The following is a 25560-nucleotide window of genomic DNA, read 5'->3' on the forward strand; positions in this document are numbered from 1 at the left end:
GTGGCTGAAAAAATTTTGAGTCCTGTGACCCATATTAATTTCTTCTTTTGAATCAAGCAAACCGTCCCGCTTAAACAGGCGCGTTTCGCGCCTGTTTAAGCGGATATCACAAACAATCGGAATTTGGATTGTTAAAACAACCGTGCAAACTGAAATATTATTGAAACCGTAATGTTCGCAAAATGGGAGTTAATTGTTAAAACAACCGTGCAAACTGAAATCTTAAAACAGTCAACTGTAGATGCAAACGGCAAATCTGAAAACAGCAGGTGTAAACAGAAAAGAAAAAAGAAAGTAAATGAAAGTTTCATTTACTTTTAAGAGTCATCTTTGAGAGTCGGGACGATTTTTTTGAGTATTTCACCGCCGAACGCGAGTCCGAGCGGAATGGTCACAATCAGAATACAGAGGATTCCCGACAAAATCATGGCGACAAATGTCATGAGGAAATTCTTTTTCGCAATTTCAACACCTTCTTTGAGCGCGTAAACCACATTTTCGTTGGGCGTCATCACATAAATGTAGAGTGAGAAGAACAAAAACGTGTAAACGATGATCATCAGGATCAAGGCGATGAGGCCGCCGAGGAACGGAATGAATCCCAAGATCGCACTGATGATGGCGAAAACAAACATAATCGCGTAAAGGACGATGAAATAAATCCAGCTTCTGACAATTGTTTTTGCGTTCAGCCCGTACATAATGTCTTTTATGTCAACTTTTTCGCCGCGAAGCCCCTTCAAAGACATATAATACAAACCGTAGGCGACCGGCGGCAGAATGATGAGACCGACAATACCAATAATCGCCAAAACAAGTCCGTAAATGGCGGACGCTGCAAAGGAAAGACTCAGCGACAGAACCGCCCAAATCAGAGCGACGCCGGTGATAAACTGGGAAGCGACAGACGCAACGATGATGAAAATGATCGCTGCGACGATATAAGCGATAATATTGTCGACAAAAGCCTGCCATGCTTTTTTGAGGCTTTCTTCAATTATTTTGAAATCGAACTCCATAACAACAACTCCGTTTAAAAGAACCAAAACAATAACAAAAGAAATGAATTTCAATGATGCTTTTGAAAATATTGTTGTCAAAAACTGTCATTAAAATACGTTATAATATACAAAAATAATTCTATTAAAATCTTTTTATGATTAAGATTTTAGAAAAGCGGAAACAGAGAGACAAATAAGAAAAAACAAAAAAAAGCGAAAAACAAAAAAGAAAAAAGAAATGTCTGAAAAATCAGACATTTGATTTTCAGTTTTTTAATTTAAGATTCGTCTTTTGTGGACGGGGCAATTTCCTTCAATACGTACGCACCGAAAACGACAGCGATCGGAATTGTAACCAACCAAACAATAATGAACAAAACGCCTACTAAAATCAAAATATAGGCAATAATGGCGACGACCAAAGTCATCAAGATGTTGCTCTTGATGATGTTGAAACTTTCTTTAAGGGCATAAACAATGTTTTCACTTGCTCTCATGACATAGACGTACAAAGTGAATATCATGAACATGTATACAAAAATACCCAAGATAAAAGCAACAATAGCGCCAAGGTACGGAATGATGCTCAAGATGCTGTTGATAATACCAACGATGAAGAGAATGATGAGCACGATGATGAAATAAATCCAGCTTCTGATAAAGACGCTGAGGGATTTAAAGCCGTAGAAAACATCTGTAATTGCAACTTTTTCGCCACGGGTGGCTTTAATGCACATATAACAGAAGCCATATGCAAGCGGTGCAGATGTTACAATCAAAAGGGATCCAAAAACAGCAATTAAGACCCCGAGAATTAATGCGACAGCATTTGATGCGAAGGCACCCCATGCTTTCTTAAGACCTGTGGTAATTAAACCTGAATCAAAACTCATAAAGATAACTCCTTAAAACTAATACTCAAACGAATGTTACGAAATGTTACAAAACAAAGCAGTCTCAGAATTGTTAACCCAAAAGAGAGTCAAAAGTCCGTTGAAAATGCTTTGAATTTATTTATAATAAGTAAACCTATTAATATGTTTTTATGATTTTTATGTGATGAGTATATCATCATAGGCAAGAATACATCAACTTAAAAATTAAAAAACGAAAGCAGCTCATCGCTTTTTTGAAAACGGCAAAAATATAAAATTTGTTTCTGAAAATGGGATCAAAACTGACGCCGCAACGCACGCGCACGCCGGCGCAAGAACAAAGAAAATGAATAAGACAAAAAATAAAAAAGAACAAAAACGAAACCGGATAAATTGAAAAACAAAAAAAATGAAAGTCTGATTTTCATCAGACTGACAAATAAATGATTGATTTTTAATTAAATTTCTTCAGCCGTATCATGAATGGTCGGTCTTGTGTCTTTGACCATGTACGCCAAAAAGACCGCCGTAAACGGCAATGTCAGGATCAGCAGAATTAACGTCACAATCGCGACAAGTTCTTCCGGATAGGCAATGCTGCCGCCCAAAAAGTCCAAGTAGCCGCAGACAACCGCGACCGGGATAAGGAAACTGATCCAGTTCAGCACGGTCGCGAAGATGAGAGCGACAATGGTTCCGCCGGAATAGGACTTCATAATGCCGGAAGCTTCTGAGAATGAATATTTAACGCCTTTGGGCGCATCCATCACGTAAATCGCAAGCGGGTACATGAAGATCACCAAGACCAGAAGCGCCAGAGCGATGATGATGTTGAAGGACAGCCAGTCCAAGTGGGCCGGGCTTAAGCTGAACACATACAAAATGCCTTGAGCGATGATGAAGACGATGACGCCGAGCGTGAGCGCAATCGCGCCAAAGCCCAAACTCCGGATGAAGTGGTCGCCGGATTTGAAAGCAAAGAAGATGTCGGAAGCCGCCACGTCGGGACTGCGCGTTCCTTTAACGCCTTGGTAAGCTAAGCCGTATAAAAGCGGCATGAGCAAAATGACGCCAATCAATGCGACCGCCGTAATGACGACAAACATGGTGAATGACAAAATATCCGCATAAAGGGCATAGGTGTACAGGCCCATGACGATCAGCGGAAACAATAACAAAACGAAAGCGCCGACGAAGAAGGAAACAAAGTTCATCTTGTATGAACCGAAAGCCTTCTTGACGCTTTCTTTAAAAATTTCCATACTCATTTTAATTTCTCCTATTCAATTTTGCGGGATGGGGACAAGTATTACAGACAATTCGTTCGAGTCAATAAATTCGTTTGATATGAGTTTTGTAAATGTTTCAATGGACAAAGCAAAATGCAAAGTATAATTGAAACAATAATATATATTTGCATAATATATTTAAAAATTACTATAAAATATCAAATATAAATTGACCAGATCAAAAATTCTGCAAAATGCGTATTTGGTTTTTATTTTAGACCGGCAAAGATAAACAAGCCGGTGGATTTGAGAAATGAAGGAAAAACGATGCTGTAACGCGCGCGTATGCCGCAATTCACCAGACAGAAAGCTCAACCGATTCGACACATTCTGATTCCAAATGTTATCCCGCAAGTTCAGAATTCTGAACGCCGAAGGCGTGAAGAATTTGAACGTGCGGAAATCCAAAAATGAGATGAAATAAACTGCTGATCGTTCATTTATTTAGAATTCAGTTTGTACCTGCAGTTCATTGTTTTTAAATTCCGATTTGCACCTACAGATTACTATTTTTAAATTCCGATTTGCACCTACTGTCCCCAACAATACAGGTTTTTCCTAATCCGAACTGTTCTACTGTTGACAACTAAAACTGTACTTGTCAGCGGTATCCGCAAAATACAGATGCTTCGCATCTGATTTTACGGGATGGTTTGCACGGGAAGTTGGAACAAGCAAAATCATATTTTTAGCGACCGAAGGGAGCCGTTCGCGTAGCGAATTTTAGAAGCAGACTCCAACCGCCCTGAAAAATTCCTAGCGAAGCGACGGAATTTTTGCGTCAGAATTTACGGGTTGGTTTGCTTGAAAAATGCAAAAAAATAGGCTCCAATTTTCAAAAATTCAAAAAAATGTGTGCCGTAACGCGCGCGCCGGCCGCCCGCCAAAAAAAAACAAAAATCAGAATTCATCAATCCGAATTTGTAAAATTCCCTTTTTCCCAAACGCCTTTCAGTTTACCGCCCAATGCCAGTTTTCCCAATTTGTTGGAAATATCCGGATGAACGTCACTCGGAATAATATTTTCATACGGCGTCGACGGCAGAGGTGTTAAATAATGCGCCCGCACTTCACCGTTCTTTTTGCAAATCCAGTCAATTAAATCCAGCGTCTCTTGCTGGTCCTTTTCCGTTTCACTCGGAAATCCGACAATAAAATCCACAATCGGCGTGATCTTTTTGCCGACGCAGATTTCAACGGCGGAATACACGTCCTCCGATGTGTGTCCGCGGCCGATTTCTTTGAGAACGGCGTCGCTGCCGGATTGCGCTCCGATGCTGATCGAATCGTTGGCGCAGTAATTCACAATCATATCCATCAGTTCTTCCGTCACGAATTCCGGACGGACTTCGGAGGGAAATGTCCCGAAAAAAATCCGCTTGTTGTCGATTTTTGAAAGCGCAACCAGCAGTTCCTTGACTTTTTCCGGCTTGGCCGTCACGCCGTTTCCGCCGTAAGCAAACGCGTTGGATGAAATAAACCGCAAATCATCATAATAGGTTGCGAATTTTAAAATCTCAGGAATGCTTCTGTGCCGCATTTTGTGGCCGAAAAGCTGCGGCGTTTGACAGAATTTGCAGCGGTGCGGACAGCCGCGCGAAATCTCAAGCGGGCGCCACATGTTGTCCGGCGAAAAACAGGGAAACGAATCCAAATGAATCGGCGGACGGGGTGATGTTTGAATCATATTTTTAGTATTTGGATTTGAAAAAGCAATTCCCGATATCTGAGAAAGTCCTTCCAAAAACGATTGGGACCAGCCGTTTTCAAAAAAGCCGGAGCTTTGAACGTAAGAAACCAATTCCGGAAGCGTGACTTCACCTTCGCCGACGACGACCGCGTCAAAATAGTTCAATGTTTCTTGAGGCGCGCCGGACGGATGCGGGCCGCCGGCAATGAAAAAATGAGACGGCGCAGAACCGGATGAAACCGACGACATTTTTTTGACCGCCGCCATTTCTGAAAAGATCTCTTCTTTTTGCCGCGTGAAAAAACTGTAAACCATAATTCCGGGCGCAGGCTCGTTTAAAAGATCGGCTTGCGGCAAAACCGGCGCCAAGGCTGAAAAACTGTAACTGTTTTTCTTTAAAAAACGAAAATGAACCGGAACCGCCTTTTTCGGCGTTCCGGAATCTTTGGTTATCAAAAATCACGCCTCATTTTGAAATTTCAATAAAGCCGTCCGCACTGTTCACGACAACAACGTCGCCGTCTGTCAATAAGTCGTACGGGTTCTTCTCCAACTGGTCAATGAGCGGAATTTCGGAAATAATGGCGCCGACCGCCACAATCGGTTCGCAGTCCAAATTGATAATCGCCGCTGGCGCAACGTTGTTCTTTTTCAATTGGTAAATCACGTAAGAGCCAACCGTTGAGCCTTTTCCGGCCGGAAAAACCAAAACGGCGTCTTTAATGCATTTCCCGTAGAGTTCATGAGCCGGATCGATGACGTTTCCGGTTTTCGGATCCACGTTTCCTAAAAATGAAATCGGGTCTTTCGTCAAAAGAACCGGACCGGAAGCAACGCCGCGGGAAATCGGGCGTCCGTGAACAATCATTTTTTCATTGGTCATACGGATTCCCCCAGCGCTTCTTTGACGCAGCGATCAACCGTTCCGAAAACGGATTTCATGCCGCACATGCCGGGAACGTAAGCATAAGCCTTTCCGGAGTTTACCATCATACAAGAATATTTGTCGCCCGCCGGCGATACGACCATACAGGTGTCGCACACCACTTTGGCGCCGCTTTTCTCAATTTGAGCCACCAAATCCGGATTTTTATTCGCCACTTCTCGGGACGTGAAAACCCAAAACTCTTTGGCAACCGTTTTCCCGGCGACCAGTTTGGCAATTTGTGAGAGTTCGTCAACAGAACAGTGCGGGCAGCCGACTGTCACGATGTCGGGACGAACGGATGAGTCTGCCGACGCGTAAACCGAATCAATCTGAGATTTGTCAATAGAAACCCGTTCAGCCGGGCGTTCAAAGGAAATATTTTTGTCCAACGTTTCCGGCGTCACGCCGTCAATGTGGTAAAGTGCAACGGCGCCCGATGCCGCCATCGCCGCGCCGAGCATTTTCATTTCATCCTTCGCCGGCGCTTTTGTCAGGTGGAAAATCGGAATCTTGTTCCCGACCAGTTTTCCGGCGACGAATCCAAGCGCGCCGAAATCGGAACCGGTCAAATCAAAGTCGACGGTGATGTCCATATTCGGAATCCGGTTTTCCGGCCGGTGTAAACCAAAGTCGGCCGTCTTCCCGACCAAGGCTGCCGACAACGCTGACGGACCGCCTTCCCGGTTGGTGCGGGCGCCGAGAACCGAATTGGAATAAGAGATTGCGGAAGACTCGCCCCAAGCCAAATGATCTTTGTATTGAACGTCAAATCCTTCCAAATAATACGGCGTGCAAGTGCACTTGGATTCGATGCCGAGATTCTTAAACGCCTGAATGATTTCCAATTGTTTTTTGGCAAAATGAGCGTCAATGTTGATGCGTTCCCAATTTTGGAGATCCATACCGGCCGGATTGAGGACGGTCGGCACTTTGACAATTCCCTTCAAATCGGAAATCCATTCCAAACCGGCGTCGCCGATTGTTTTGTAAGAGACGCCCGACACTTGAGCGCTTTTGATCGGAATGAGTTTGTCGGCGCCGTAAATGTCGCCGAGCGCCACTAAAATTTCAATCGCTTTTTGGAGCGTTGCCCCGTCGTCGCCGCGCAGAGTCCGCTCTTCTTCTTTTGTTAAATACATAATTCAAAATCCACCATTATTGAAGTGCTGTTTGCTGTTTTGCTTTTCGCAGCTTTGCTGTTTTTAATGAAAACGTGAATTACTTTTTAAGAACGGGAAACTTTGCCCGTTCGAAATCTTCCTTGTTCGCCAAAACTTTGGTCGCGTCCACGCCAACTTTTGTGGTCGTGCCGTCCGGCGCGCCCCGCGGGTCCAGCGAGCTGCCGCGCACATTCGGAACAATCAAGATGTCCATGTCGCCCTTGACGCGCGTCGCGATCGCAAATTCGATGTCGTCCGGATTGAAAATATCAATGTCTTCATCCACGACGACGACATGTTTCAAACTGGTGTGCGCCGCAAAAGCCGCCATGATCGCGTTTTTGGCGTCGCCTTCCGTTTGCTTTTTGATTTGAACGACCGCGTGCAGATAGCAGCAGCCGCCTTCCGGCAAAACGACGTTTTTGACCGTCGTCACTTCGCTGACCGCTTTGTAAATTTTCGGTTCGTACGGCACGCCCATCATCAAAAGATGTTCGGCGCCGCCCGGCAAAATACCGTGATAAATCGGATTTTTCCGGTGGTAAATCCGGGTAATGTGAATGACCGGCTCCGGCCGGATGTGGTCGTAAGTGCCCGTGATGTCCACGAACGGTCCTTCCGGCACGCGCCCCGTCGGATCGATATAGCCTTCTAAAACATATTCGGCATGCGGCACATGAACGCCGTTTTCACATTTGAAAAGTTCAACCGGCGCGCCCCGGAGAGCCGCTGCATATTCAAATTCTTTGGACGCCGCGACGCGGGTGGTGCTTGCGTACGTAATGACCGGATCGGCGCCGAGAACAATCGCCACCGGTAATTTTTCGCCTTTTTCGGACGCTTTCTTGTGCAGAACAAACGTATGCCGCGGCGGAACCAACCGGGCAGCCAACCGGGTTTTGTCGATCAGCATGAGACGGTGGATAGACGCGTTCATTTCGCCGCCGTATTCGGAAACAACGACGCCGGCCGTGATATAGCCGAGTCCGCCATCCTTTTCAAAGTGTTTCATGATGGGCAATTTCGTCAAATCGACGTCTTTGCCTTCCAAAACGACTTCTTTGGTCGGCGAATCGTTAACGATTTTAACGGTGCCGTTGGGCGTAATGTCGGATAATTTTTGAATAATTTCGTCGCGTGGAACGCCGAGCATGGCGCCGAGTTCTTCGCGGGTGCCGAGAAGGTTCATAATGGCTGCAGATCCGGAAACGTCATGGAAAAAAACAGGACCTTTGGTTTGATGGGCAATCACAGGCGCTTCGAAGTCTTTGGAAACGGGATCGGGCACTTCCGTTAACCGACCGTTTGCTTTTAAGTTGTCAATAAAATCGCGGAAACTCATAGTATCTGAGGTTAAAAAAGCAAAGGATGAATAAATAAGTTATTAAAATTCTAAAATATTTATTCAAATCCGGACTCTTTCAACCATTTCTCCTTCAACCATTTTGTTTAAACTTTCGGATTCAATTTCATTGTTTAATTTCAAGTTATTCGCGTTCACCATTGAAAACAAAAGATCTTGGTTTTTCTCCAAAAGATCAATTTTTTCTTTCATAATCGCATAATCGATTGCAAACCAAGATATGTTATTGAGTCGGACACCATGCTGAAACATTTCATCGGCATCGTTCCCAAACACATAATCAAAATAAAGCATCTCAGACAAGACGTCTCGCTTATAAAGAATCTTCATAAATTCGTCTTTTTCTTCTTTCGTTGCCGTTTGGGGATTCATGTAAATCGCCCAGTGTTGCCCCATTTCAAAAATTTCCAAGCTCATTTTGATCAACTCGTTCTTTAAAATAAAGAATGAATTCATAATTATAAATTTTTTCATAATTTATTGAAATTTATTTATATTTTTTATTTTGATGAAAATATTCCAAATAATTTTGATGAAATGAATTCGATTCCTTTTGATTTAAGAAAAAATCAATTCGTTTGTTTAAATCTTTTAACCCATTCTTTCGCTTTTTATTTTCACGGGAAAGGTTTGAAATTTTGAATTTCAAAGATTGAAATTCCAGTTCCATCAGATGGTTTGCTTGTTGAATTTTTAACTCAGATTCATGGGACTGAGTTTGAATCAGCAATTCGATTTTATGAAAACGTTTGCTAATCCATCGAATTAATCCGAAATAAGATCCGACAAAAGCTGTTAAAGCTCCGGCCAGAAATCCGGCGTATTTGAGTAAAAGATCCATACATTCCATTTTAAACCACCAAACTTTGAACAAAGGAACGAAACCGGAATTTAATAAAACGTTATCGATTTTGATAAAATGAAAAAAGAGATATAAGAGAAATGAAACGAAAAAATAAAATTGAAAAATATAAAAAATAAGAAGAAAGAAAAAGAAGAGAGAAAACAAAAGAAAAATGAAAAATAAAAAGAAGAGAAAAAAAGAAAATCAATCAAATAAAATAACAGGATTTGATTCCAAAAACTCATCCGTGAATCAAAGCCGGCAAACATCTTGTGCAAACCCACAAACTTTCGCCGCCATGGCGCATCGGCAGCAAATACGCATTGTATTCACTTTTGCCGCATTTGTAACAAACAATGGAGCTGTCTTTGATTTTCGGCTGTGTTTTTGCCTTTTCTTCATCAAACGGAACGGTTTCCCGCGTTTCCACTGTAAGCGCGCCGGTCGGGCAAACGCCGATACAAAAACCCATGCCGTCGCACAAATCTTCCGACACGACTTTGGCTTTTCCGTTAATGATTTGAATCGCGCCTTCCGCACAGGGCGACACGCATTTTCCGCATCCGTTACATTTCTCTTCATCGATTTTGATAATGCTTCTGACAACTTTTTTGGACGGCGGTTTGCCGACGACATTTAATTCCATATGATTTTCCACCTGATTTATTCATTCAATTAGTTTGAACTAGAATCATAGATGAACGATTAGGTATATAAAAGATACTTATCGAAAACACACGAAAATTATGAAAACTTTGACAAATCTATCATTTTATCCGTTTTTTCCGGTATGCTAAGCAAACAATGCCTATCAAAAGAATAACAATGAGAAACGTCAGACCGTAGAGAGGCACATTATTCTTTTTGTCTCCAGCTTCAATGCTGTTTTTGACCTCATCCACGGTTGTATTAAGCCGTCCGAAATCTCCGACATAACGGTCGCCGTCTTTTATTAGATAACCTTGATTACTGGTAATACTGTAGGAATTTGGATAGCGCTCACTTTCACTTAAAAAAAGCAAAACTTGATCCCCCGGCGATAAAATCGGATTGACTCTGCCGTCCATGATACAGCTTTCATTGAGAGACCCGATTGTTATCACATGGATTTCCGACAACCCGGAACCTTTCAAATATTCATCAACTTCAATGACCGTATCCGCATTGGCGAAATTTTTGCCGAAATAGTCGTCATCTAAAAAATCACCGTCATCCCAAACAATCGTACTTTCGCCGACTGTTCCAATCAGGATTAGGTCAGCTGCTTCAGAGATTTCATCGACATTACTGTACATGTGGTATGAAACATTATATCCCAAAGCACATCCGTAATTTGCACCCGAAAAATCGTTTGAACTGCCATATGAAATTGGAGCCATCAAAACAATACAAAAAACAGAAATTAAAAAAACTGAAATTAAAAAAGATTGTTTCATAATTTTACCTATTATTCGAGATTACTTTCTTTGAAAGGTGTAAATAAAAAATCACAAAATAAATACAGTTTCGAAGAATATATAAATTGTTTTAAAAAAATAGATTCAGATGAGATTCCAAAAATCGTGAAAAGATTATTGAAAAACAATATCAGTCAGATTAAAGGAATCATTTTATAGATACAAATCCATTATCAGCAACGAAATACGGAAGAAAAAGTGAAAAATAAAAACAAAAAGTCAAAAATAAAAAAATCAAATTTAAAAAATGAAAAGAGGAGGAACGGAGATGACGATCGAAAAATCATTTAATGTCACGGATTTAAAATACTTTGCCGATTACCAAAACAGAATCGGATGTCAAATCCCCTCTTTGATTGAAAAATATCCGTTTTCCGACAACGAACTTGATTTTAATTATTTGACGGAAGCGTCCGCCGTATATTCATCAAACATTGAAGGAAATACGGTCGACCTCAATTCATTTATGAATTATAAACTATCCCGGCAAAAATCCAAAGAAAAAGAAATCGAAGAGATTGAAAACTTGATTTCAGCTTATAAATTTGCTCAGGAAAACACGCTTAGCAAATCCAATTTTTTGAAATGCCACGAATTACTTTCAAGAACATTGGTTTCCAAAAACCGGCGCGGAAAATATAGAAATGAGAGTGTGGGCGTATTCGGCGAATCCGGCTTGATTTATTTAGCTGTCGAACCGGAATTTGTCAAAGAAACGATGGCAGCTTTTTTTGATGAGATCGAATCTCTTGAAAAACAGAAAAAAATGTCCGCCGCAGAAGTCTTTTATCATGCATCTCTGATTCATTTGAAATGCGCACATATTCATCCGTTTTCGGATGGAAACGGAAGATCTGCCCGCCTCCTCGAAAAATGGTTTATCGCAAGCATGATGGGAAAACGCTTTTGGGCAATTGAATCCGAAAGATGCTGCAAAGAAAATCGTTCGACATATTATGAAAATATTGATTTAGGCGTCAACTATTATGAACTTGATTATGACAAATGCTTACCGTTTTTAGAAATGCTGCCGAAATGTCTGAAAAAATAAAACAGAAATGTGAAAATAATAATAAAAGTAATAAAAATATAAATTAAAAACACAATTATATTTTTAATTATATTCAGTCCGCTCCTATTTTTACACCACTCAATTTATAAATGAGCACATAAATGTTGAATCGTTTTTATTGAAAAGATTGACAATTCAATCCATCTTGATCGATTCGGTTCAATTCGAATTTTTTGGATTCAATATCAATTCTCCAAATTTCATTCATTTTACCACACAATAACACCACACAATAACAAATGTGGTTCACAAAAACGAAACAGGTTTTTCATATGGAAATCAATTACGAAACAATCGGACGTTTGGCAATCATTGCGCTCTCGTTGATTGTTATTTTTAATATTCTCGCCGTCTTCATCGGCATTTACAATATTCGGAGAAAGAAAATCCTTTTCCCGAAATTCGTTTTATTCATTTTATACTTATTTTATGCGCCGCTGAAATACGTTTTCTCAGCGTTCTCCATGAATGAGCAGCTGGTCGACGAGATTTTGGTCGAAATCCAAAACGCAGTCGCGCTGGACAAATTCAAAAAGAAAAGCGAGCGGAAAATTTTGCTGTTGCCGCAATGCTTGCGAAGCAGCAACTGCCGCGCCCGCTGCGATCCGCTTTACGGATTTATTTGCACCGGCTGCGGACGGTGCGACATCGGACAATTGTGTCAGGAAGCGGAAGCGCGCGACTTTAAAGCATTTGTGATTCCGGGCGGCAGTTTTGTTCGAAAAATATTCAAAGAATACAAACCGACGTCCTGCATCGGCGTGGCGTGTCCGGTCGAGCTGAGCGAATCGCTTCAAAAAACATCCATCATCCCGGCGCAAGGCGTTTATTTGACAAATGACGGCTGCTTTGAAACAAAAGTGAACGTTGAAGACGTGATTCGAAAAATGGAGCAAACCATTTCGACGGCAAAGCGAACCATGCTGCCGACGTTACCTGTCTTGCCGGCATTCCCGGGAACAGCACCGGCCGTGTCAGCCGCCGCAGCAAATTTGGGGGAAGAATAATGTATTCATTCATCGGAAAAGCGCTGACAATCGCCCTGGCGCTCTCAATCATTTTGATTTTTTTCGCGTTTTACGTCAGCCGCGGCAATTTGAAGAATCATTCTCTTTCCGCCGGCGTCGCCACGAGAACAATGGACTTTTTCTATAAGCCGATGCTTGCGGTTTACATGTTTTTGTTTAAATGTCCGGACAAACTGCACGAACGCATGTCCATTCTGAAAAATGAAGCGGGACGCAGAAAATTCCAAAAAACGGAAAACAGAATCATTATCGCGCCCCACTGCATGCGCCACATGGAGTGCCCGGCCCGAACCACCCGTTTGGGAATTCAATGCGTTTCCTGCGGAAAATGCGATTATGCGGAAATTAAACAAATTGCAGAGAAGACCGGCTACACATTATACATCGTCACCGGCTCGTCTTTTGTCCGCCACATTTTGAGCAGCGACGAGGCCAAAGAAACGGACGGCGTTCTCGCGATCGGTTGCCACTATGAATTAAACAAAGGCGCTCGCGAACTTCGGAAAACAAAAATAACGACATACGGCGTTCCGCTTCTGTCAAACGGCTGCTACAATACGAAAATTGATATGATCTTGTTTGAAAAGGAGCTTCAGCGCCTTCAGGCGAATACCGGCGCCAATGTTTATCCGGATATAACGGAAGAGCCCGTAAATTTATCTCATTAAACGGCGTTTTAACATCACCGATTTCGGAGAAGTAAAATGAGCGCCCCCAAAAAAACCGAATGTCATAAAGATTGTCAACACGAGCCGAATGAATGTCATGAACGGGAATACAATGATTCCGACGAATCTCATCCGTATTATTTGGATGCGGACGACGGTTTGAATGACAACGGTCACGATTGCGGCTGCGGGCATCATCACAATCATGAGCATGGTCACGATCATGAAAACGCTCATGAACATGATCACAGTTGTGAACACCATAATCATGGGCACACCCACAATTATGAACAAGACCACGAACACGGTCACGATCAGGATCATGATTGCGAATCTCATCCGGGAGACGCCGAATCCAAAGCCGTTGTTTCGGAAATGATTTCTTTTTTGACCGAATTTGAAGAATTGTCCAAAGGCGCTGCTTATGGAGATTTCATGAAAAATAAATCTCTTCATGAACACTTGACGTCGCTTCTCGCAAAAGTCCAAGCCAAAGCGCTCGCCCTGGATCCTGATTTTATAAGCCGGAATCCGAAAGTAGATTGGAACAGTCTGCAAACCATCGAAACGCAAGTTGTCCACCCAACCTACGGACTCAATCCGGAAACACTTTGGGACCTGATCCGTCTGGACGTTCCGTTTTTGAACCGGCGGTTAGATGTCGTCGTCAACGGATGTTGTCACAATCATTAAAAATTAAATGTATTAAAAAAGGATGGAAATAAATTAAAAAATAAAATAAATTAAAAAATAAAATTCTTTTTTAAATTTTAATATATTTAGCATTAAATTAATATAAATTTGGAACGATTCATTTGAAAAGAATATAATTCAACTCAACGGCGATTTGCCGTTTCGGGGAAATTTTCAAATGATCGGCATCCTCATCGTACTCATTTTCATCTACGCTTTTTTAAGCGGCAATCTGCATTTGTCTTTGTCCCTCGGTCCCGGAACCGGCGGCGAAGTGATCAGCATGCTGACTTTAATTTTGACGGTCGCGGTGCTTTTTGCCGTCGGATATTCTTTCTTTGAAGATTATAAACGGCGAAATTACATTTACCAAATTTGGCTGTTCGACTACGCTTTTTGTCTGCTCGCCGTCGGATTGGTGTTTTTTTCATTCATATTGAACAACATCATCATCAGCGTGACCGTTTTTACGTTTTCGTTTCAAATCGCTAACGGATACTTCGTCTTAATCGTTGCTTTATTTTTGGGCGCCTTTTACTTGATTTATTCATTCACACGTCTCAGTTCGGTCAAAATTCTGCGGATGACGCCGTTTATCCGAAACCTGATTAAACAGCTCAACCGGGCCGATTATGAAACGTTTGTGATGGATTTGGACACTTATTTCGACTCGATTTCAAGAACATATGACAGATTGGAACTTCGGGAACAGCTGCTTGCCCGGAAAAATATTCCGCTTTGGAAAGCTGACCGGAACTTGAAATCTCAAACCATCATCTTGTTCAACGACATTTTTGAAAATCCGGATCTTTTGACCTACATCGTCCGAAGAAACAGAATACTCACCATGAAACTTCTCCGCGTCCGGATTCCGAGAGATTATCCCAAAAATAAGTTGTTCAAAAAAATCACGGAAATCGCTCTGGACAACGACGTCAACTTGTTCGCTCTCCCGCCCGCCGGCGCGCACGTTCAGAGCAATCTGCAAAATTTCATTTATGAAGACGTGACCGAAAGTTCCGAAATCATCCGGCGCGATCACGAACAAAATCCTGGTACGGACTTCAAAGCGGCAATGGCTGCGCAACGAAGAAACGGCTTTTCAAAAGATATGCTGGCGGCGTATACAGCCGGCACGATGGCGGTTTTGGCCGGCAATGAAAATTTGTCGGACAAAACAGAAGAATACGAAATACGATGCGGATATTTCCTGTGCGGTTACCACTTGGCCCTCACGACCAAATTCATTCATGAGAAGCAGGATTTGGACTTTACAAGTGAATATTTCAATATTGAAAAGAATTATCAAGAGGCTCTGATTCATTATACGGACCGGCTGACGGAAAAATTGAAAAATAAGAAGAATCCGGAAAACAAAGATATATCGGCGTTATTGGACAAATTCTTTGAAACACATTTGGCCATTTTGTCCGCTTACATCCGAAACGGCGATTTCTCAAAAGAATCGTTCCCAAGAAACATTCTTGACTTGTCAATGACCCACTTGAACCGGATGATGAAAGCGTTGACGGCGGCGTCCATTTTGCCGCAGCCGGAAGGAACGGAACAAACCCAACCGGCGGATAGATCGAATCATCTTGACAAGTCGGATAACCGGATGATTGCGGAACTTGAAAATTATTTCCGATTCTATTTTGAGATGCTGACCATTCTGCAAAAAGAAGAATTAAAAGATGAATTCGCCGGCAAAAGCTTTGAAACCTTGAAAAAGACGATGGATTTTTCAAAGAAATATGATGCCGATCAAGCGGCAGAAGAGATCGTCCGTTTGAGAAAAATTATTGACAACGATTTGAAAAAGAGAGGAAAAACACCTGAATGATGTTGTTTTTCTGATTCAGAATTTCGTTGAATAACTCACTTATGATTCGTTTGTAATTGATTTAAATAAAAGCGAAATAAAAATAAAAGCGGGTCCGGCGAGTAAGCTCCCTTCTGTTCCTGTTCTCATCAAAACCAATCTTGTTTTGAATCCATTCGTTTCCGAAAGCGAACGGCGGCATTCAGCTATGCGTATTTGAACCTCGGGCGCGCTTTTGAATCAGCCGCGTTTTCCCGATGACTTGCACCTGCGGGGATTGACCGTTGCATCCGCGCGTCATGAGACCTCAATTTTTCATATCATCGCATTCATGACCCGGTATCGTTTCTGTGCCATTGCCCTGACTCTCGTCAGGCGTTCTTCACAAACGCCCGCAAATTCAAAAGACGGTGGGGAGACTTTCCTCAGGAGAATTCCCGAAGCCGCCCTGCCGCTCCCGCGAAAAGGAAAATAGGTCTGAGAGTATTTAATTGTTGGCAAATTGAATTGTAGTTTTGATATTCTGTTTTGATATTCTGTTTTGATATTCTGTTTTGATATTCTGTTTTGCATTCAGTTTTGAAATTGATATTCAATACGATCCAAGGGATATTCTCACGGAATCACATGTCGTTCATGGAAAAACCTTTCAGCGTCACGTCAAATTTCATCAAATCAGGAACGTGCTGAACTTTTTCATCCAAAAGATTCAGATCAATTTTATTCGGATTTCGTTTGATTTCCGCAACGATTGCCGTCCGGTCAAGCCGGTTGAGCGCAATCAAATCAATTTCAATTTTGCCTTTGTTGTCCCAGTAGCTCCCGATGTCGGTGATCCGTTCCGTTTCGGCGATTTTTTCCCGGAAATATTTTTCGAGCAGCAGACCGCTGTAAGAGTCATAATGATGTTGAATATATTCCAAAAGCAGATCATGCCGGTCCAATTCAATCAACTGCTGATTGGAAAAAATAAACCGGAACCAAAAGCGCAAATAATTGTCATGAATCCGCCACCGGGCTTTGCGGCTTTCCGGTTTTGAAAACATCGGCTTGTGTTTGGTGATCAAAGAATATTCTTTTTCCAAATTGACCAGGTAAGCGCCCGTATTTTTACCGAGTATGGAATCGATTTCGTTCTGCATGCTTTTTCCGGACGCGATGAGCTGAAGGATGGAAAAATAAGTCCCATATTCCTTGCCGAATTCGGAAATCAGCAGATCTTTTCCTTCAACCAAAAAGACAGAATCCGATGACGTTGCTGCTTGGAGCATTTTTTCCTGCGTGACTGCGCCGGCGTCCATCAGCAAAAAGATATATTTGGCAACGCCGCCCGTCAGAATGTACAAACAAAGCAAATCCTCCGGCGTATAAGATGGATTGTAATCGTTCAGAATTTCCTTCATGACGCCGACGGAAAACGGCTTTAAGATGATTTTGGACGTCAGGCGGCCGAACAGAGGTTCCTTGTTGTTTTCAAAGATTTTCATCATCAGAGAATAAATGGAACCGCATGCGATGAAATTTATTTTGGATCGGTCTTTGTATTTGTCCCACAGATCCTGAAGATCGCTGAAAATGGACGGGTTAATATTCTCAAATTCCTGAAATTCGTCAATGATGAGCGTGTAATGTTCCTGAGATGCATAAATCATCAGCTGCTCAAAAAGGTCGCGAAACGAAACAACCGACCCGAAAATCTTGAATCCCAGCAACTGCTGCTCAGCGTCCTTTTGAAACTGGGCGCAAAGCAACGGCTCCGTTTTTCGCGACACAAACAAATAAAGATACTTTTGTCCTTTGACAGATTCCAGCAGAAGAGATGTTTTTCCGATGCGACGGCGTCCAACGATCACCGTGAAACAAGCCTTTTTTTCAGATTGGCGGCGCGTTTGAGCCAACGCTGCCAGTTCTTTTTGCCGGTCATAAAATTTGACGGAATCCAATGTCATTCATCTCCGCGATTCATTCTCTCATGATTTAAATTTCAAATATTTAATAGTCATTTAATTAATGTGTATTAAGTTAATAGTCATTACAATAATTAAACATTTCGAAACACGGGCATTAAAAATGAAAATGTTGAGACGACATGTGGGAGAAATGATTTAAAATATTATTTTAACTCGCGTTATCTTAATGACCATTACAATAATAAAAATTGAGGGAACCGACAACGAAAATTAAAACACATAAATTTACAGCGGACCGGCGCGCGCGTTATGGCGATCATTATTCATGACTCGACAAAAATACGCCTCTCGTTTTTGAAGAAAAATAAAAAAAGAATTGAATGAAATCATTTCATTCAATTTTTAAATTCAATTTTTAAAATCAGTAAGCCTGTTGCTTGTAACCGAGTTTCATCGCTTTTTCAATGGAAGAAGCCGCTTCATCGATTTCCGCTTTGGTCAAAATAACCGTTGAGCTTGCCAATTTCATCTTTAAGTCGGTGGCTTTTGTCGTCTTTCCGATTTCAACCGCCGGAACGCCTTTCAACATGTCCATGACTTTTGCGGGTTCTTTGGTGGTCAAAATGACGCGAGCCGGAGATTCGGCAAACAAAACTTCATCCGCCGCGCCGGTTATCTTGGACAAGTCGACGTCAGCGCCGATGGCAGAGATCATTTTTGCCAAAGCGATCCCGAGACCGCCTTTGGAAATGTCGTGTGCGGAGGTGACGTTTCCGGAAGCGCAAACTTCTGCGGTTTTGGCGACAATTTTGTCGTAGTCAGCCGGAACGGATGGAACGGTTCCCGCCGTTTCCATGCCGGAAACACGGTAATATTCGCTGCCGCCCATTTCCGCTTTGGTTGTTCCGATCAAGATGATGGTTTCGCCGTCATTTTTGAAGAAGGAGGACGGAACCGGTTTTTCAAAGGAAACAATGCCGAGAATACCAATCGCCGGCGTCGGAAGAATGGCGGTGTCGAACTCGTCGCTCTCGTTGTACAGGGAAACGTTGCCGCCAACAACCGGAATGTTTAATTTTTTGGCGGCGTCGGACAAACCGAGAACGGATTGTTTTAAAACCCAGTATTGTTCCGGCTTTTTGGGATTGCCGAAGTTGAGGTTGTCCACCAAACAAAGACCGGAAGCGCCTTTCACGGCGACGTTCATGGCGTTTTCAATAACAGTAATTGTGGCGCCGACGTACGGGTCCAAAAGACCGATGGCCGGTTCGCAGCCGCAGGTCATCGCAAATCCTTTTTTGTCGGTCACTTTCATGATGCCGGCGTCGCCGCCGCTTTCACCGACGACGGACGGAAGGGTTGTTTCCGTGTATTTTTCCCAAACACATTTGCGGGAAGCAAGGTTGTAAGAAGAAAGCATTTTAAAGACAGATTGTTTCACCTCGTCCGCCGTTGCCGGAGATTTCGGTTTTTGAGCGACCAAGTCGGCTGACCTTGGTGCGGGCGCTTTGGAGGGCAGTTCGACTTTCGGAACGCCTTGGATTAAGAACCGAATCGGAAGAGAGGCTTCAACTTTGCCTTTGTATTCCACGACATATTCCTGTTCTTTGGTCAGGTAACCAACGTCTGCGGCCGGAACATCGTGCTTTTTCATAATGTCCAGAACAGTTTGGAGGTTTTCGGGTTTGATTTCCGCCAGCATTCTTTCCTGGGTTTCGGCCAGCATCACTTCATAAGCGGTCATGTTGTCGTATTTGACCGGAACATTGTCTAAAATAATGCGGGCGCCGAAGTTGCCTTTGTCGGCCAGTTCGGACGTCGCGCCGGCCATACCGGCGGCGCCGAGGTCGCGGCAAGATTCCACGAGCCCTTTTTCGATAATTTCAATGGTGGCTTCAATCACGCGTCTTTCAAGTTCGGCGTCGCCGGCCGGAATGGCTGATTTTTCCGGAACTTCTTCATCTTCGCCCATGGCGTTGGACGCAAAGGAAGCGCCGCCGAGACCGTCTTTGCCGGTTTTGGAACCGAAAAGGAGAACGCGGTTGCCGGCCGCTTTGGAGACGGAAGTCATCACATGTTCTTTTTTACCGAGACCGACGCAAACGACGTTAACGAGCGGGTTTCCGCTGTAGCGGTCGTCAAAATAAGATTCACCGCGAACGGCTGCGACTTTGATGGTTTCGGAGTAATCGGCCGAGCCTTGTAAAATGTTGTCAAAAAGCCAGCGGTTTTTTTCGTTGTCCAACGGACCGACGTAAAACGGCGCGAGAACGGCGACGGCGCGCGTTCCCATAGAGATAACGTCGCGGACAATACCGCCGACGCCGGTGGCGGCGCCGCTGTACGGTTCGACGTAAGACGGGTGGTTGTGGCTTTCCATGGCCACCGAGAGAACGTATTCGTCATCGAATTTAATGACGGCCGCATCGTCGCCCGGACCGATGAGGACGTTTTCGCCATCGGTTTTAAAATTTCGGAGCAAGACGCCGCTGGAGCGGTAGGAGCAGTGTTCGCTCCAAAGATTCAAAAAGCAGCCCTGTTCTAAAGTGTTGGGCTCACGACCTAATTTCTCAACGATCAATTTGTGATCTTCTGCGGGTAACATGGACATGGATATCAGCCTTTTTTTTATGATTTGAATCAATTTTTTTGTTTTTGTCAAAAACAATAAAACACAAAATTAAGAAATAAATGATAATTTAAAAGGCTTGTCATAGCCAAAAAATGAATAGCGAATTGTCATATATTATATTGACAGAAATGGAATAAAAATCAAATATTCGGCGAAAAACAAAACAAAAACTATCATGATTTGTCAATTTGGATGATGTTGGAGATAGATATAAAAGACTTCAAAGGATTGATAAAAGCAGAAATTTATGGATATTCAAAAAGTTTTGGAGCAATACCGGTCGGGAGAGATTGATTTAACGACCGCCGAAGAAAAAATTCGCTCCATGGGATTTTTAGCCGTGTCGGACATTGCCAAAATCGATACGTTCCGGTGCCGCCGGACCGGTGTTCCGGAAGCGGTGCTGGCCGAAGGAAAAAAGACCGCCAATCTGATTCAAATTGTGCGGGCGCAAGTTGACGCCAACGGCCGCGTTTTGGTGACGCGCGTGTCCAAGAAAAAATTAAAGGCGCTGAAAGATGAATTTGATTTTGTCGCAACGGGAAAAAACAGCACGACCTGCGTTGTTCATGACGGCAAAACCGAACGCAAAGCGGACGGCGGACTCGTCGCCTTTATTTCGGCGGGAACGGCCGATATTTCGGTTCTTGAAGAAGCGAAAATGACAGCGGAAGAAATGGGCTGCCGCACGATTGAAATTTACGACGTGGGCGTCGCCGGCTATCACCGCTTGATTTTAGAAATGAATAAATTGACGGATTTTAAACCGGATGCCGTCGTCGTGGCGGCGGGCCGGGAAGGAACGCTTCCGACGGTTGTTGCCGGCATGATTGACGCGCCCGTGATCGCACTTCCGGTGTCGACCGGCTACGGCGCCGGCGCCAACGGGAAAGCAGCTTTGTTGGCGATGCTGCAATCGTGTTCCGTCATCAGCGTTGTGAATATTGACGCCGGATTTGTGGCGGGCGCTTATGCGGCGCGCATTGCCAACCGAATGGAAAAACTGAGAAATAAAAAATCCGCCTGTACGGAAAATGATATTGATATGGATGAAACAGACGGAAAAATCGTGACTCATAACTGTAAAAAGGGGCGCAAAAACAAATGAAAGCATTGATCTTCGACCCGTTCTCCGGCGCGTCCGGCGATATGATGTTGGGCGCATTGATTGACTTAGGCGCCGACGCAGCCTTCATTCAAAAATGTATTGAAGCGGTAACGGATGTTTCATTTTCGACCGGTCTTGTTTCTAAAAACGGCATTTACGCCGCCAAAGCCAACATTGAGGATGTTCACGAAAACAATGCGCGGACTTATTTTGAAATCGTCGGTTTGATCCAAAACTCGGATTTGATTCCGGAAATCAAAGCGAACGCACTTTCTGTTTTTGAAATCATTGCCAAGGCGGAGTCCCGGATTCACCACAAAACATTGGACCACCTTCATTTTCATGAAACGGGCCAAAACGACGCGATTGCGGATGTCGTCGGCTCTTGCGCCGGTTTTTATGATTTGGCGCAAAACCCAAAAACCGCTTACGAAACGATTCTTTGCAAACCCATCAACGTCGGCGGCGGTTTTGTCCGGTGCGCGCACGGCGAACTTCCGGTTCCGGCGCCGGCTACGCTTGAAATTCTTCGAGCCGGCGGGCTGCCTTTTTTTGCGCGCGGCGACATTGAATTGCTGACGCCGACCGGCGCGGCGCTTTTGTCACATTTTGCAAAACCGGCGGCAGCCGTTTATGGAACGGAAATTTTAACCGGATACGGCGCCGGCTGTGCCGACACCAACCTGCCGAACGTTTTGAGGGCGTCGCTTGTTGAAACAGATGATGAAAACGGTATTGACGAGCAGACCGGTTTAAGCAGCCTGCCGGTTTTATCCAAAGAGCACATCGAAATCCTGGAAACAAATGTCGACGACGTCACCGGTGAAATCATCGGCCATTTGATGGACGAGCTCATGGAAATGGGCGCCCGGGATGTTTCCGTGTCGCCGATTTTTATGAAAAAGGGGCGCCCGGCTCATTTGATTCGCGTCATCGCCAAACCGGCCGATTCGGAAAAGCTGGCGCGTAAAATCATTACGGAGACCGGATCTTTGGGCGTCCGCGTCATTCCGTCCAAGCACAGGCTGTCTGTTTTCAGAGAGATTAAATCGATTGAAATGGATTTTTCCGGTAAAAGCTACACGATTCCGGTCAAAATCGCCCGGCTGCCGGAAGGCGGCATCGTTCATATTTCCGCCGAATATGAAAACTGCAAACAGATTGCCAAAGAAACTGGCCTTCCGCTCCAAAAAGTTATTCAAAAAACAGAATCGGACGCACAAGAAAAATTTGCCGGCGAATAAAGATTCTCTTCAATGGCGAATCTTTTCGGTTTTTACTTTTTTATATTCAAACGAAAGCGGCCGGACGAAAGAGAAAAGAAAGACGATCTGACGTTGTCCACGTTTGACGATATCGAAATATGCAAACAACGATAAAAATTATTGAGCCTGTTTATTCTTTTCTGCGTTATTTTTATGGTTTTCCGAATGAATCGGCATGTTGACAGAACAGATAGGTATATATACCCCTTAAAAGATTAGAAGCAATTGGGTAAAGGTAAATTAAATTGTTTTACACTTCTTTTCGTCTGACGACTTTTAAACCTCCGTAAAACAATCCTCTCTTTTATGAGACCCGCACGGAAAATGTTGCCCCCCAACAACATTTTCCACAGATTAAACTCAAACCGCTTATTTTTATTGATAATGATTATCGTTTAAAAGAGCTGTTTTGAACATTCCGTTTTGAAAAAGACGAGAAAATTTGGCGTTAAAACATAAAAATAGATAAGATACGCCTTCTTTTTTTAAAATCCATTTTAATTGATATGATCATGCCTTTTTACCGGCAGATCATATTCTTAAAACATAATCGGAAAAATGATGAGAAGAAAATCGGTTGATGTTACCGGAACTGAACCGGCGAAAACCCTTCTTCTTCCGACCAAACGCGTTCGGCTTCAAATCCGGTGAGCTCGTACATGAAAACTTCCGTCACCATGAACGCTTTATTTTCCAAACGGACGCAGCCGACGCGCGCGTCCGACCCTTTGCCGAGACCGGCGTGAATATGAAGAACAGGCGCGCCTTTTTCCCAAAACAAATTGCCGACGCCGACAATTTCATGCGCGTCGTCGTAGCTGATCCAAAGTTTATTCGGCGGGCGAACGTTTTCTTTCGGTCCGACGACCAGGTTTCCGGTTTCGACCGCGCCCAAAAGAACAAAATTGGCGATTTTAATTTTTTCACGAACGGCAACGGTTTTGATTGATTCCAAAATGTCTTCGCCGTGATCAATCCGAATGGTGAAAACGCGGCCGACTTGCCCGACACGGTAATCCATAATTTGAACCTCCAACAAAGTGATAAATGAGAAAATGAGAAAATGAGAGAATAACGAAATAAAATCCGTTCTCCGATTTATAATTTTATGTCCGCCTCGGCATTTTTTTGGCAATGTCCGCCATCCGCGGCAAACAGTGCGCGAAAAACTGTTGGTAAGCCTCACAATAGCAATTCAGTGCGGGAACGCCGCCCGTCACAGGTTCCCGGTCACGCCGGCAGCCGCCACGGCAAATAAATCCGTAGGCGCATGCTTTGCATTTTTCATGAACAAGACCGGACGGTTCCATAAACCGGACGGACGCGTCCGAATTCAACATTTCATAAAAGTTGCCCGTTCGAACGTCGCCGATTTTGTATTCGTCCAGCGCGTAGAAATCACACGGGTAGACGGATCCGTCGGCTTCGACCACCGGATAACTTTGACAGTGACCGGTCATCGCGCAGTTGTCGGGCGCCTCGCCCATCAGCATGCGAACGTAATTGTCAAACTGGCGGATGGAATAGTAGTCGCCGGTAATGAAATCATCGTACCACAAATCAAAAATCCGGTTGAGGAACTGACCGTACGAATCGGCGTCTAAAGAATGCGGGTTGCTGCCGTGCGGTTCGTTCAGATTGTCCATGCAGGCGATGAACTGAATGAAGTGAAAATCATATTTTTTATAGAACTCATAAACGCTGTCCGGGTCGGCGGCGAACGGTTTGGTGACGACGCTGAGAATATTGAAATCGGCGCCGTTGCGGGTCAGAATTTCAGCCGCGGAAATACATTTGCCAAACGTCGCGTTGCCGGCAGCGTCCAACCGGAGCTTGTCGTGCGTTTTTTGGTTTCCGTCAATGGATAAGCCGACCAGGAAACGATTTTGGGCAAAGAATTGAGCCCACTCGTCCGTCATTAGCGTGCCGTTGGTTTGAATGGAATTGTCAATTTGAATGTGGTGGACGTTGTATTTTTTCTGAAATTCGATCAGTTTTTCATAAAAAGGAAGACCCATGAGCATCGGCTCGCCGCCCTGAAACCCGAAAGAACACCAGCCGGTGACTTCGGAGAGGACTTTTTTAACCAAAAGCTCCAAGGTTTCTTCCGTCATCCGTCCGCGGTTTTTCATTTCGCGGGATTCGGAGACGTCGTTGTAAAAACAATATTCGCAACGCATGTTGCAGTTGCCGGACGCCGGTTTGATGAGTAAAGATAAAGCTTGCACGATTAAAACTCCTGCATGCTTAATGTATTCATTCATTTAAATATTAACGGATGGAAAAAATAGATTTTTTTGAGCGAGCGGCGCCGCGCGCGTTATGGCGACACATTTTCTTTTTGAGTCAATTGACCCGTAGCAATTTCTATTTTTGAGTTCGGAAATTGATGACTGCAACTTCTAATTTTGAGCCAAGCAAACCATCCCGCTTAAACAGGCGCGTTTCGCGCCTGTTTAAGCGGATATCGCAGGATGAGAAGGTGCAAACGGAAGATGCAAAAAGGTACCAAGAAAAACCTGTATTGTTAGAAACGGAAGATGCAAAACGGTACCAAGAAAAAACTGTATTGTTAGAAACAGAAGATGCAAAACGGTACCAAGAAACAACTGTATTGTCAGAAACGGAAGATGCAAGCTAAAACTAAAAAATAGAAAATTGACCTTTCGTTTTTGCCGACTTCTTCAAAAAAGTGTCGCTATAACGCGCGCGGCGCCGGTGCCAACAAAAACAAACACAAACAAAAAGAAAAAGA

General features: G+C 43.6%; 23 protein-coding genes and 1 other RNA gene. 8 read left to right on the forward strand and 16 right to left on the reverse strand.

What is annotated here, in order from left to right; translation table 11 throughout:
- Positions 1 to 317 precede the first annotated feature (317 nt).
- From MsAg5_RS00340 to MsAg5_RS00390, 11 genes are all read right to left on the reverse strand, one after another.
- Entirely contained in the window at positions 318 to 1019 is a 702-nt protein-coding gene (locus tag MsAg5_RS00340) for a hypothetical protein (RefSeq protein ID WP_338098619.1), read from the reverse strand.
- Between the two features lie 260 nt (positions 1020 to 1279).
- A complete protein-coding gene (locus MsAg5_RS00345) occupies positions 1280 to 1738 on the reverse strand; it encodes a hypothetical protein (RefSeq protein ID WP_338098620.1) in 459 nt (152 codons plus the stop codon).
- Positions 1739 to 2334: 596 nt separating this feature from the next.
- Complete coding sequence (locus tag MsAg5_RS00350; RefSeq protein WP_338098621.1) at positions 2335 to 3144, reverse strand: hypothetical protein; 810 nt, start codon at positions 3142 to 3144, stop codon at positions 2335 to 2337.
- Between the two features lie 931 nt (positions 3145 to 4075).
- A complete protein-coding gene (locus MsAg5_RS00355) occupies positions 4076 to 5311 on the reverse strand; it encodes a TIGR04013 family B12-binding domain/radical SAM domain-containing protein (RefSeq protein WP_338098622.1) in 1236 nt (411 codons plus the stop codon).
- Positions 5312 to 5321: 10 nt separating this feature from the next.
- Positions 5322 to 5738 carry a DUF126 domain-containing protein gene (locus tag MsAg5_RS00360; RefSeq protein WP_476738668.1) on the reverse strand — a complete coding sequence of 139 codons (417 nt, stop codon included), beginning with the start codon at positions 5736 to 5738 and terminating at the stop codon, positions 5322 to 5324.
- Positions 5735 to 6922, reverse strand: coding sequence for a phosphomevalonate dehydratase large subunit (locus MsAg5_RS00365; protein ID WP_338098623.1), 1188 nt, complete (start codon positions 6920 to 6922; stop codon positions 5735 to 5737). The genes MsAg5_RS00360 and MsAg5_RS00365 overlap by 4 nt, the downstream gene beginning before the upstream one ends.
- 79 nt (positions 6923 to 7001) lie before the next feature.
- Positions 7002 to 8285 carry an anhydromevalonate phosphate decarboxylase gene (locus MsAg5_RS00370; RefSeq protein ID WP_338098624.1) on the reverse strand — a complete coding sequence of 428 codons (1284 nt, stop codon included), beginning with the start codon at positions 8283 to 8285 and terminating at the stop codon, positions 7002 to 7004.
- Positions 8286 to 8348: 63 nt separating this feature from the next.
- Entirely contained in the window at positions 8349 to 8723 is a 375-nt protein-coding gene (locus MsAg5_RS00375; RefSeq protein ID WP_338098625.1) for a hypothetical protein, read from the reverse strand.
- Between the two features lie 70 nt (positions 8724 to 8793).
- Entirely contained in the window at positions 8794 to 9156 is a 363-nt protein-coding gene (locus MsAg5_RS00380; RefSeq protein ID WP_338098626.1) for a hypothetical protein, read from the reverse strand.
- A 235-nt stretch (positions 9157 to 9391) separates the two neighbouring features.
- Positions 9392 to 9796: an ATP-binding protein gene (locus MsAg5_RS00385; RefSeq protein ID WP_338098627.1), complete on the reverse strand. Its 405-nt coding sequence runs from the start codon at positions 9794 to 9796 to the stop codon at positions 9392 to 9394.
- A 121-nt stretch (positions 9797 to 9917) separates the two neighbouring features.
- Complete coding sequence (locus MsAg5_RS00390; protein ID WP_338098628.1) at positions 9918 to 10529, reverse strand: hypothetical protein; 612 nt, start codon at positions 10527 to 10529, stop codon at positions 9918 to 9920.
- A 346-nt stretch (positions 10530 to 10875) separates the two neighbouring features.
- Between MsAg5_RS00390 and MsAg5_RS00395 the strand changes: the two genes are divergently transcribed.
- From MsAg5_RS00395 to MsAg5_RS00415, 5 genes are all read left to right on the forward strand, one after another.
- Positions 10876 to 11658: a Fic family protein gene (locus MsAg5_RS00395; protein ID WP_338098629.1), complete on the forward strand. Its 783-nt coding sequence runs from the start codon at positions 10876 to 10878 to the stop codon at positions 11656 to 11658.
- Between the two features lie 293 nt (positions 11659 to 11951).
- Positions 11952 to 12686 (forward strand): DUF116 domain-containing protein, encoded by a 735-nt coding sequence (locus MsAg5_RS00400; protein WP_338098630.1) that lies wholly within the window; start codon positions 11952 to 11954, stop codon positions 12684 to 12686.
- On the forward strand, positions 12686 to 13375 hold the full coding sequence (locus tag MsAg5_RS00405) for a DUF116 domain-containing protein (RefSeq protein WP_338098631.1): 690 nt from the start codon (positions 12686 to 12688) through the stop codon (positions 13373 to 13375). The genes MsAg5_RS00400 and MsAg5_RS00405 overlap by 1 nt, the downstream gene beginning before the upstream one ends.
- A 36-nt stretch (positions 13376 to 13411) precedes the next feature.
- Positions 13412 to 14068: a hypothetical protein gene (locus tag MsAg5_RS00410; protein WP_338098632.1), complete on the forward strand. Its 657-nt coding sequence runs from the start codon at positions 13412 to 13414 to the stop codon at positions 14066 to 14068.
- A gap of 178 nt (positions 14069 to 14246) precedes the next feature.
- Positions 14247 to 15911 (forward strand): hypothetical protein, encoded by a 1665-nt coding sequence (locus MsAg5_RS00415; protein WP_338098633.1) that lies wholly within the window; start codon positions 14247 to 14249, stop codon positions 15909 to 15911.
- Between the two features lie 90 nt (positions 15912 to 16001).
- Here MsAg5_RS00415 and rnpB read toward each other — a convergent pair.
- The 3 genes from rnpB to purL all read right to left on the reverse strand — a co-directional run bounded on the left by rnpB (position 16002) and on the right by purL (position 20411).
- Positions 16002 to 16349, reverse strand: an RNA gene (rnpB, locus tag MsAg5_RS00420) — RNase P RNA component.
- A 164-nt stretch (positions 16350 to 16513) separates the two neighbouring features.
- A complete protein-coding gene (locus MsAg5_RS00425; RefSeq protein ID WP_338098634.1) occupies positions 16514 to 17833 on the reverse strand; it encodes an ATP-binding protein in 1320 nt (439 codons plus the stop codon).
- Between the two features lie 388 nt (positions 17834 to 18221).
- A complete protein-coding gene (gene purL, locus MsAg5_RS00430) occupies positions 18222 to 20411 on the reverse strand; it encodes a phosphoribosylformylglycinamidine synthase subunit PurL (RefSeq protein ID WP_338098635.1) in 2190 nt (729 codons plus the stop codon).
- Between the two features lie 268 nt (positions 20412 to 20679).
- On the opposite strand from purL, the gene larB reads away from it, so the two are divergent.
- Positions 20680 to 21540 carry a nickel pincer cofactor biosynthesis protein LarB gene (gene larB / locus MsAg5_RS00435; RefSeq protein ID WP_338098636.1) on the forward strand — a complete coding sequence of 287 codons (861 nt, stop codon included), beginning with the start codon at positions 20680 to 20682 and terminating at the stop codon, positions 21538 to 21540.
- Entirely contained in the window at positions 21537 to 22784 is a 1248-nt protein-coding gene (gene larC, locus MsAg5_RS00440) for a nickel pincer cofactor biosynthesis protein LarC (protein WP_338098637.1), read from the forward strand. Before larB ends, larC begins: the two co-directional genes overlap by 4 nt.
- Positions 22785 to 23388: 604 nt before the next feature.
- Here larC and MsAg5_RS00445 read toward each other — a convergent pair.
- Together MsAg5_RS00445 and MsAg5_RS00450 are read right to left on the reverse strand one after the other, a co-directional pair.
- The gene (locus MsAg5_RS00445) at positions 23389 to 23826 is read right to left on the reverse strand and encodes a PPC domain-containing DNA-binding protein (RefSeq protein WP_338098638.1); all 438 of its coding nucleotides are present in this window, start codon (positions 23824 to 23826) and stop codon (positions 23389 to 23391) included.
- 85 nt (positions 23827 to 23911) lie between these two features.
- Positions 23912 to 25033, reverse strand: a complete 1122-nt coding sequence (locus MsAg5_RS00450; RefSeq protein WP_338098639.1) for an anaerobic sulfatase maturase — start codon at positions 25031 to 25033, stop codon at positions 23912 to 23914.
- 254 nt (positions 25034 to 25287) lie between these two features.
- Between MsAg5_RS00450 and MsAg5_RS00455 the strand changes: the two genes are divergently transcribed.
- Positions 25288 to 25446: a hypothetical protein gene (locus MsAg5_RS00455; RefSeq protein WP_338098640.1), complete on the forward strand. Its 159-nt coding sequence runs from the start codon at positions 25288 to 25290 to the stop codon at positions 25444 to 25446.
- Positions 25447 to 25560: the final 114 nt, after the last annotated feature.

Origin of the sequence: Methanolapillus africanus (assembly GCF_032714475.1) — an archaeon.
GTDB classification, from domain to species: Archaea; Halobacteriota; Methanosarcinia; order Methanosarcinales; family Methanosarcinaceae; genus Methanolapillus; species Methanolapillus africanus.

What these genes read in the sequence shown, in the direction of transcription:
- MsAg5_RS00375 (WP_338098625.1), bottom strand. Translation starts at nt 8,723, where the DNA reads ATGAGCTTGGAAATTTTTGAAATGGGGCAACACTGGGCGATTTACATG.
- purL (WP_338098635.1), bottom strand. Translation starts at nt 20,411, where the DNA reads ATGTCCATGTTACCCGCAGAAGATCACAAATTGATCGTTGAGAAATTA.
- MsAg5_RS00445 (WP_338098638.1), bottom strand. Translation starts at nt 23,826, where the DNA reads ATGGATTACCGTGTCGGGCAAGTCGGCCGCGTTTTCACCATTCGGATT.
- MsAg5_RS00390 (WP_338098628.1), bottom strand. Translation starts at nt 10,529, where the DNA reads ATGGCTCCAATTTCATATGGCAGTTCAAACGATTTTTCGGGTGCAAAT.
- MsAg5_RS00405 (WP_338098631.1), top strand. Translation starts at nt 12,686, where the DNA reads ATGTATTCATTCATCGGAAAAGCGCTGACAATCGCCCTGGCGCTCTCA.
- MsAg5_RS00380 (WP_338098626.1), bottom strand. Translation starts at nt 9,156, where the DNA reads ATGGAATGTATGGATCTTTTACTCAAATACGCCGGATTTCTGGCCGGA.
- MsAg5_RS00410 (WP_338098632.1), top strand. Translation starts at nt 13,412, where the DNA reads ATGAGCGCCCCCAAAAAAACCGAATGTCATAAAGATTGTCAACACGAG.
- MsAg5_RS00345 (WP_338098620.1), bottom strand. Translation starts at nt 1,738, where the DNA reads ATGTGCATTAAAGCCACCCGTGGCGAAAAAGTTGCAATTACAGATGTT.
- larC (WP_338098637.1), top strand. Translation starts at nt 21,537, where the DNA reads ATGAAAGCATTGATCTTCGACCCGTTCTCCGGCGCGTCCGGCGATATG.
- MsAg5_RS00415 (WP_338098633.1), top strand. Translation starts at nt 14,247, where the DNA reads ATGATCGGCATCCTCATCGTACTCATTTTCATCTACGCTTTTTTAAGC.
- MsAg5_RS00360 (WP_476738668.1), bottom strand. Translation starts at nt 5,738, where the DNA reads ATGACCAATGAAAAAATGATTGTTCACGGACGCCCGATTTCCCGCGGC.
- MsAg5_RS00385 (WP_338098627.1), bottom strand. Translation starts at nt 9,796, where the DNA reads ATGGAATTAAATGTCGTCGGCAAACCGCCGTCCAAAAAAGTTGTCAGA.
- MsAg5_RS00350 (WP_338098621.1), bottom strand. Translation starts at nt 3,144, where the DNA reads ATGAGTATGGAAATTTTTAAAGAAAGCGTCAAGAAGGCTTTCGGTTCA.
- MsAg5_RS00395 (WP_338098629.1), top strand. Translation starts at nt 10,876, where the DNA reads ATGACGATCGAAAAATCATTTAATGTCACGGATTTAAAATACTTTGCC.
- MsAg5_RS00370 (WP_338098624.1), bottom strand. Translation starts at nt 8,285, where the DNA reads ATGAGTTTCCGCGATTTTATTGACAACTTAAAAGCAAACGGTCGGTTA.
- MsAg5_RS00340 (WP_338098619.1), bottom strand. Translation starts at nt 1,019, where the DNA reads ATGGAGTTCGATTTCAAAATAATTGAAGAAAGCCTCAAAAAAGCATGG.
- MsAg5_RS00400 (WP_338098630.1), top strand. Translation starts at nt 11,952, where the DNA reads ATGGAAATCAATTACGAAACAATCGGACGTTTGGCAATCATTGCGCTC.
- larB (WP_338098636.1), top strand. Translation starts at nt 20,680, where the DNA reads ATGGATATTCAAAAAGTTTTGGAGCAATACCGGTCGGGAGAGATTGAT.
- MsAg5_RS00365 (WP_338098623.1), bottom strand. Translation starts at nt 6,922, where the DNA reads ATGTATTTAACAAAAGAAGAAGAGCGGACTCTGCGCGGCGACGACGGG.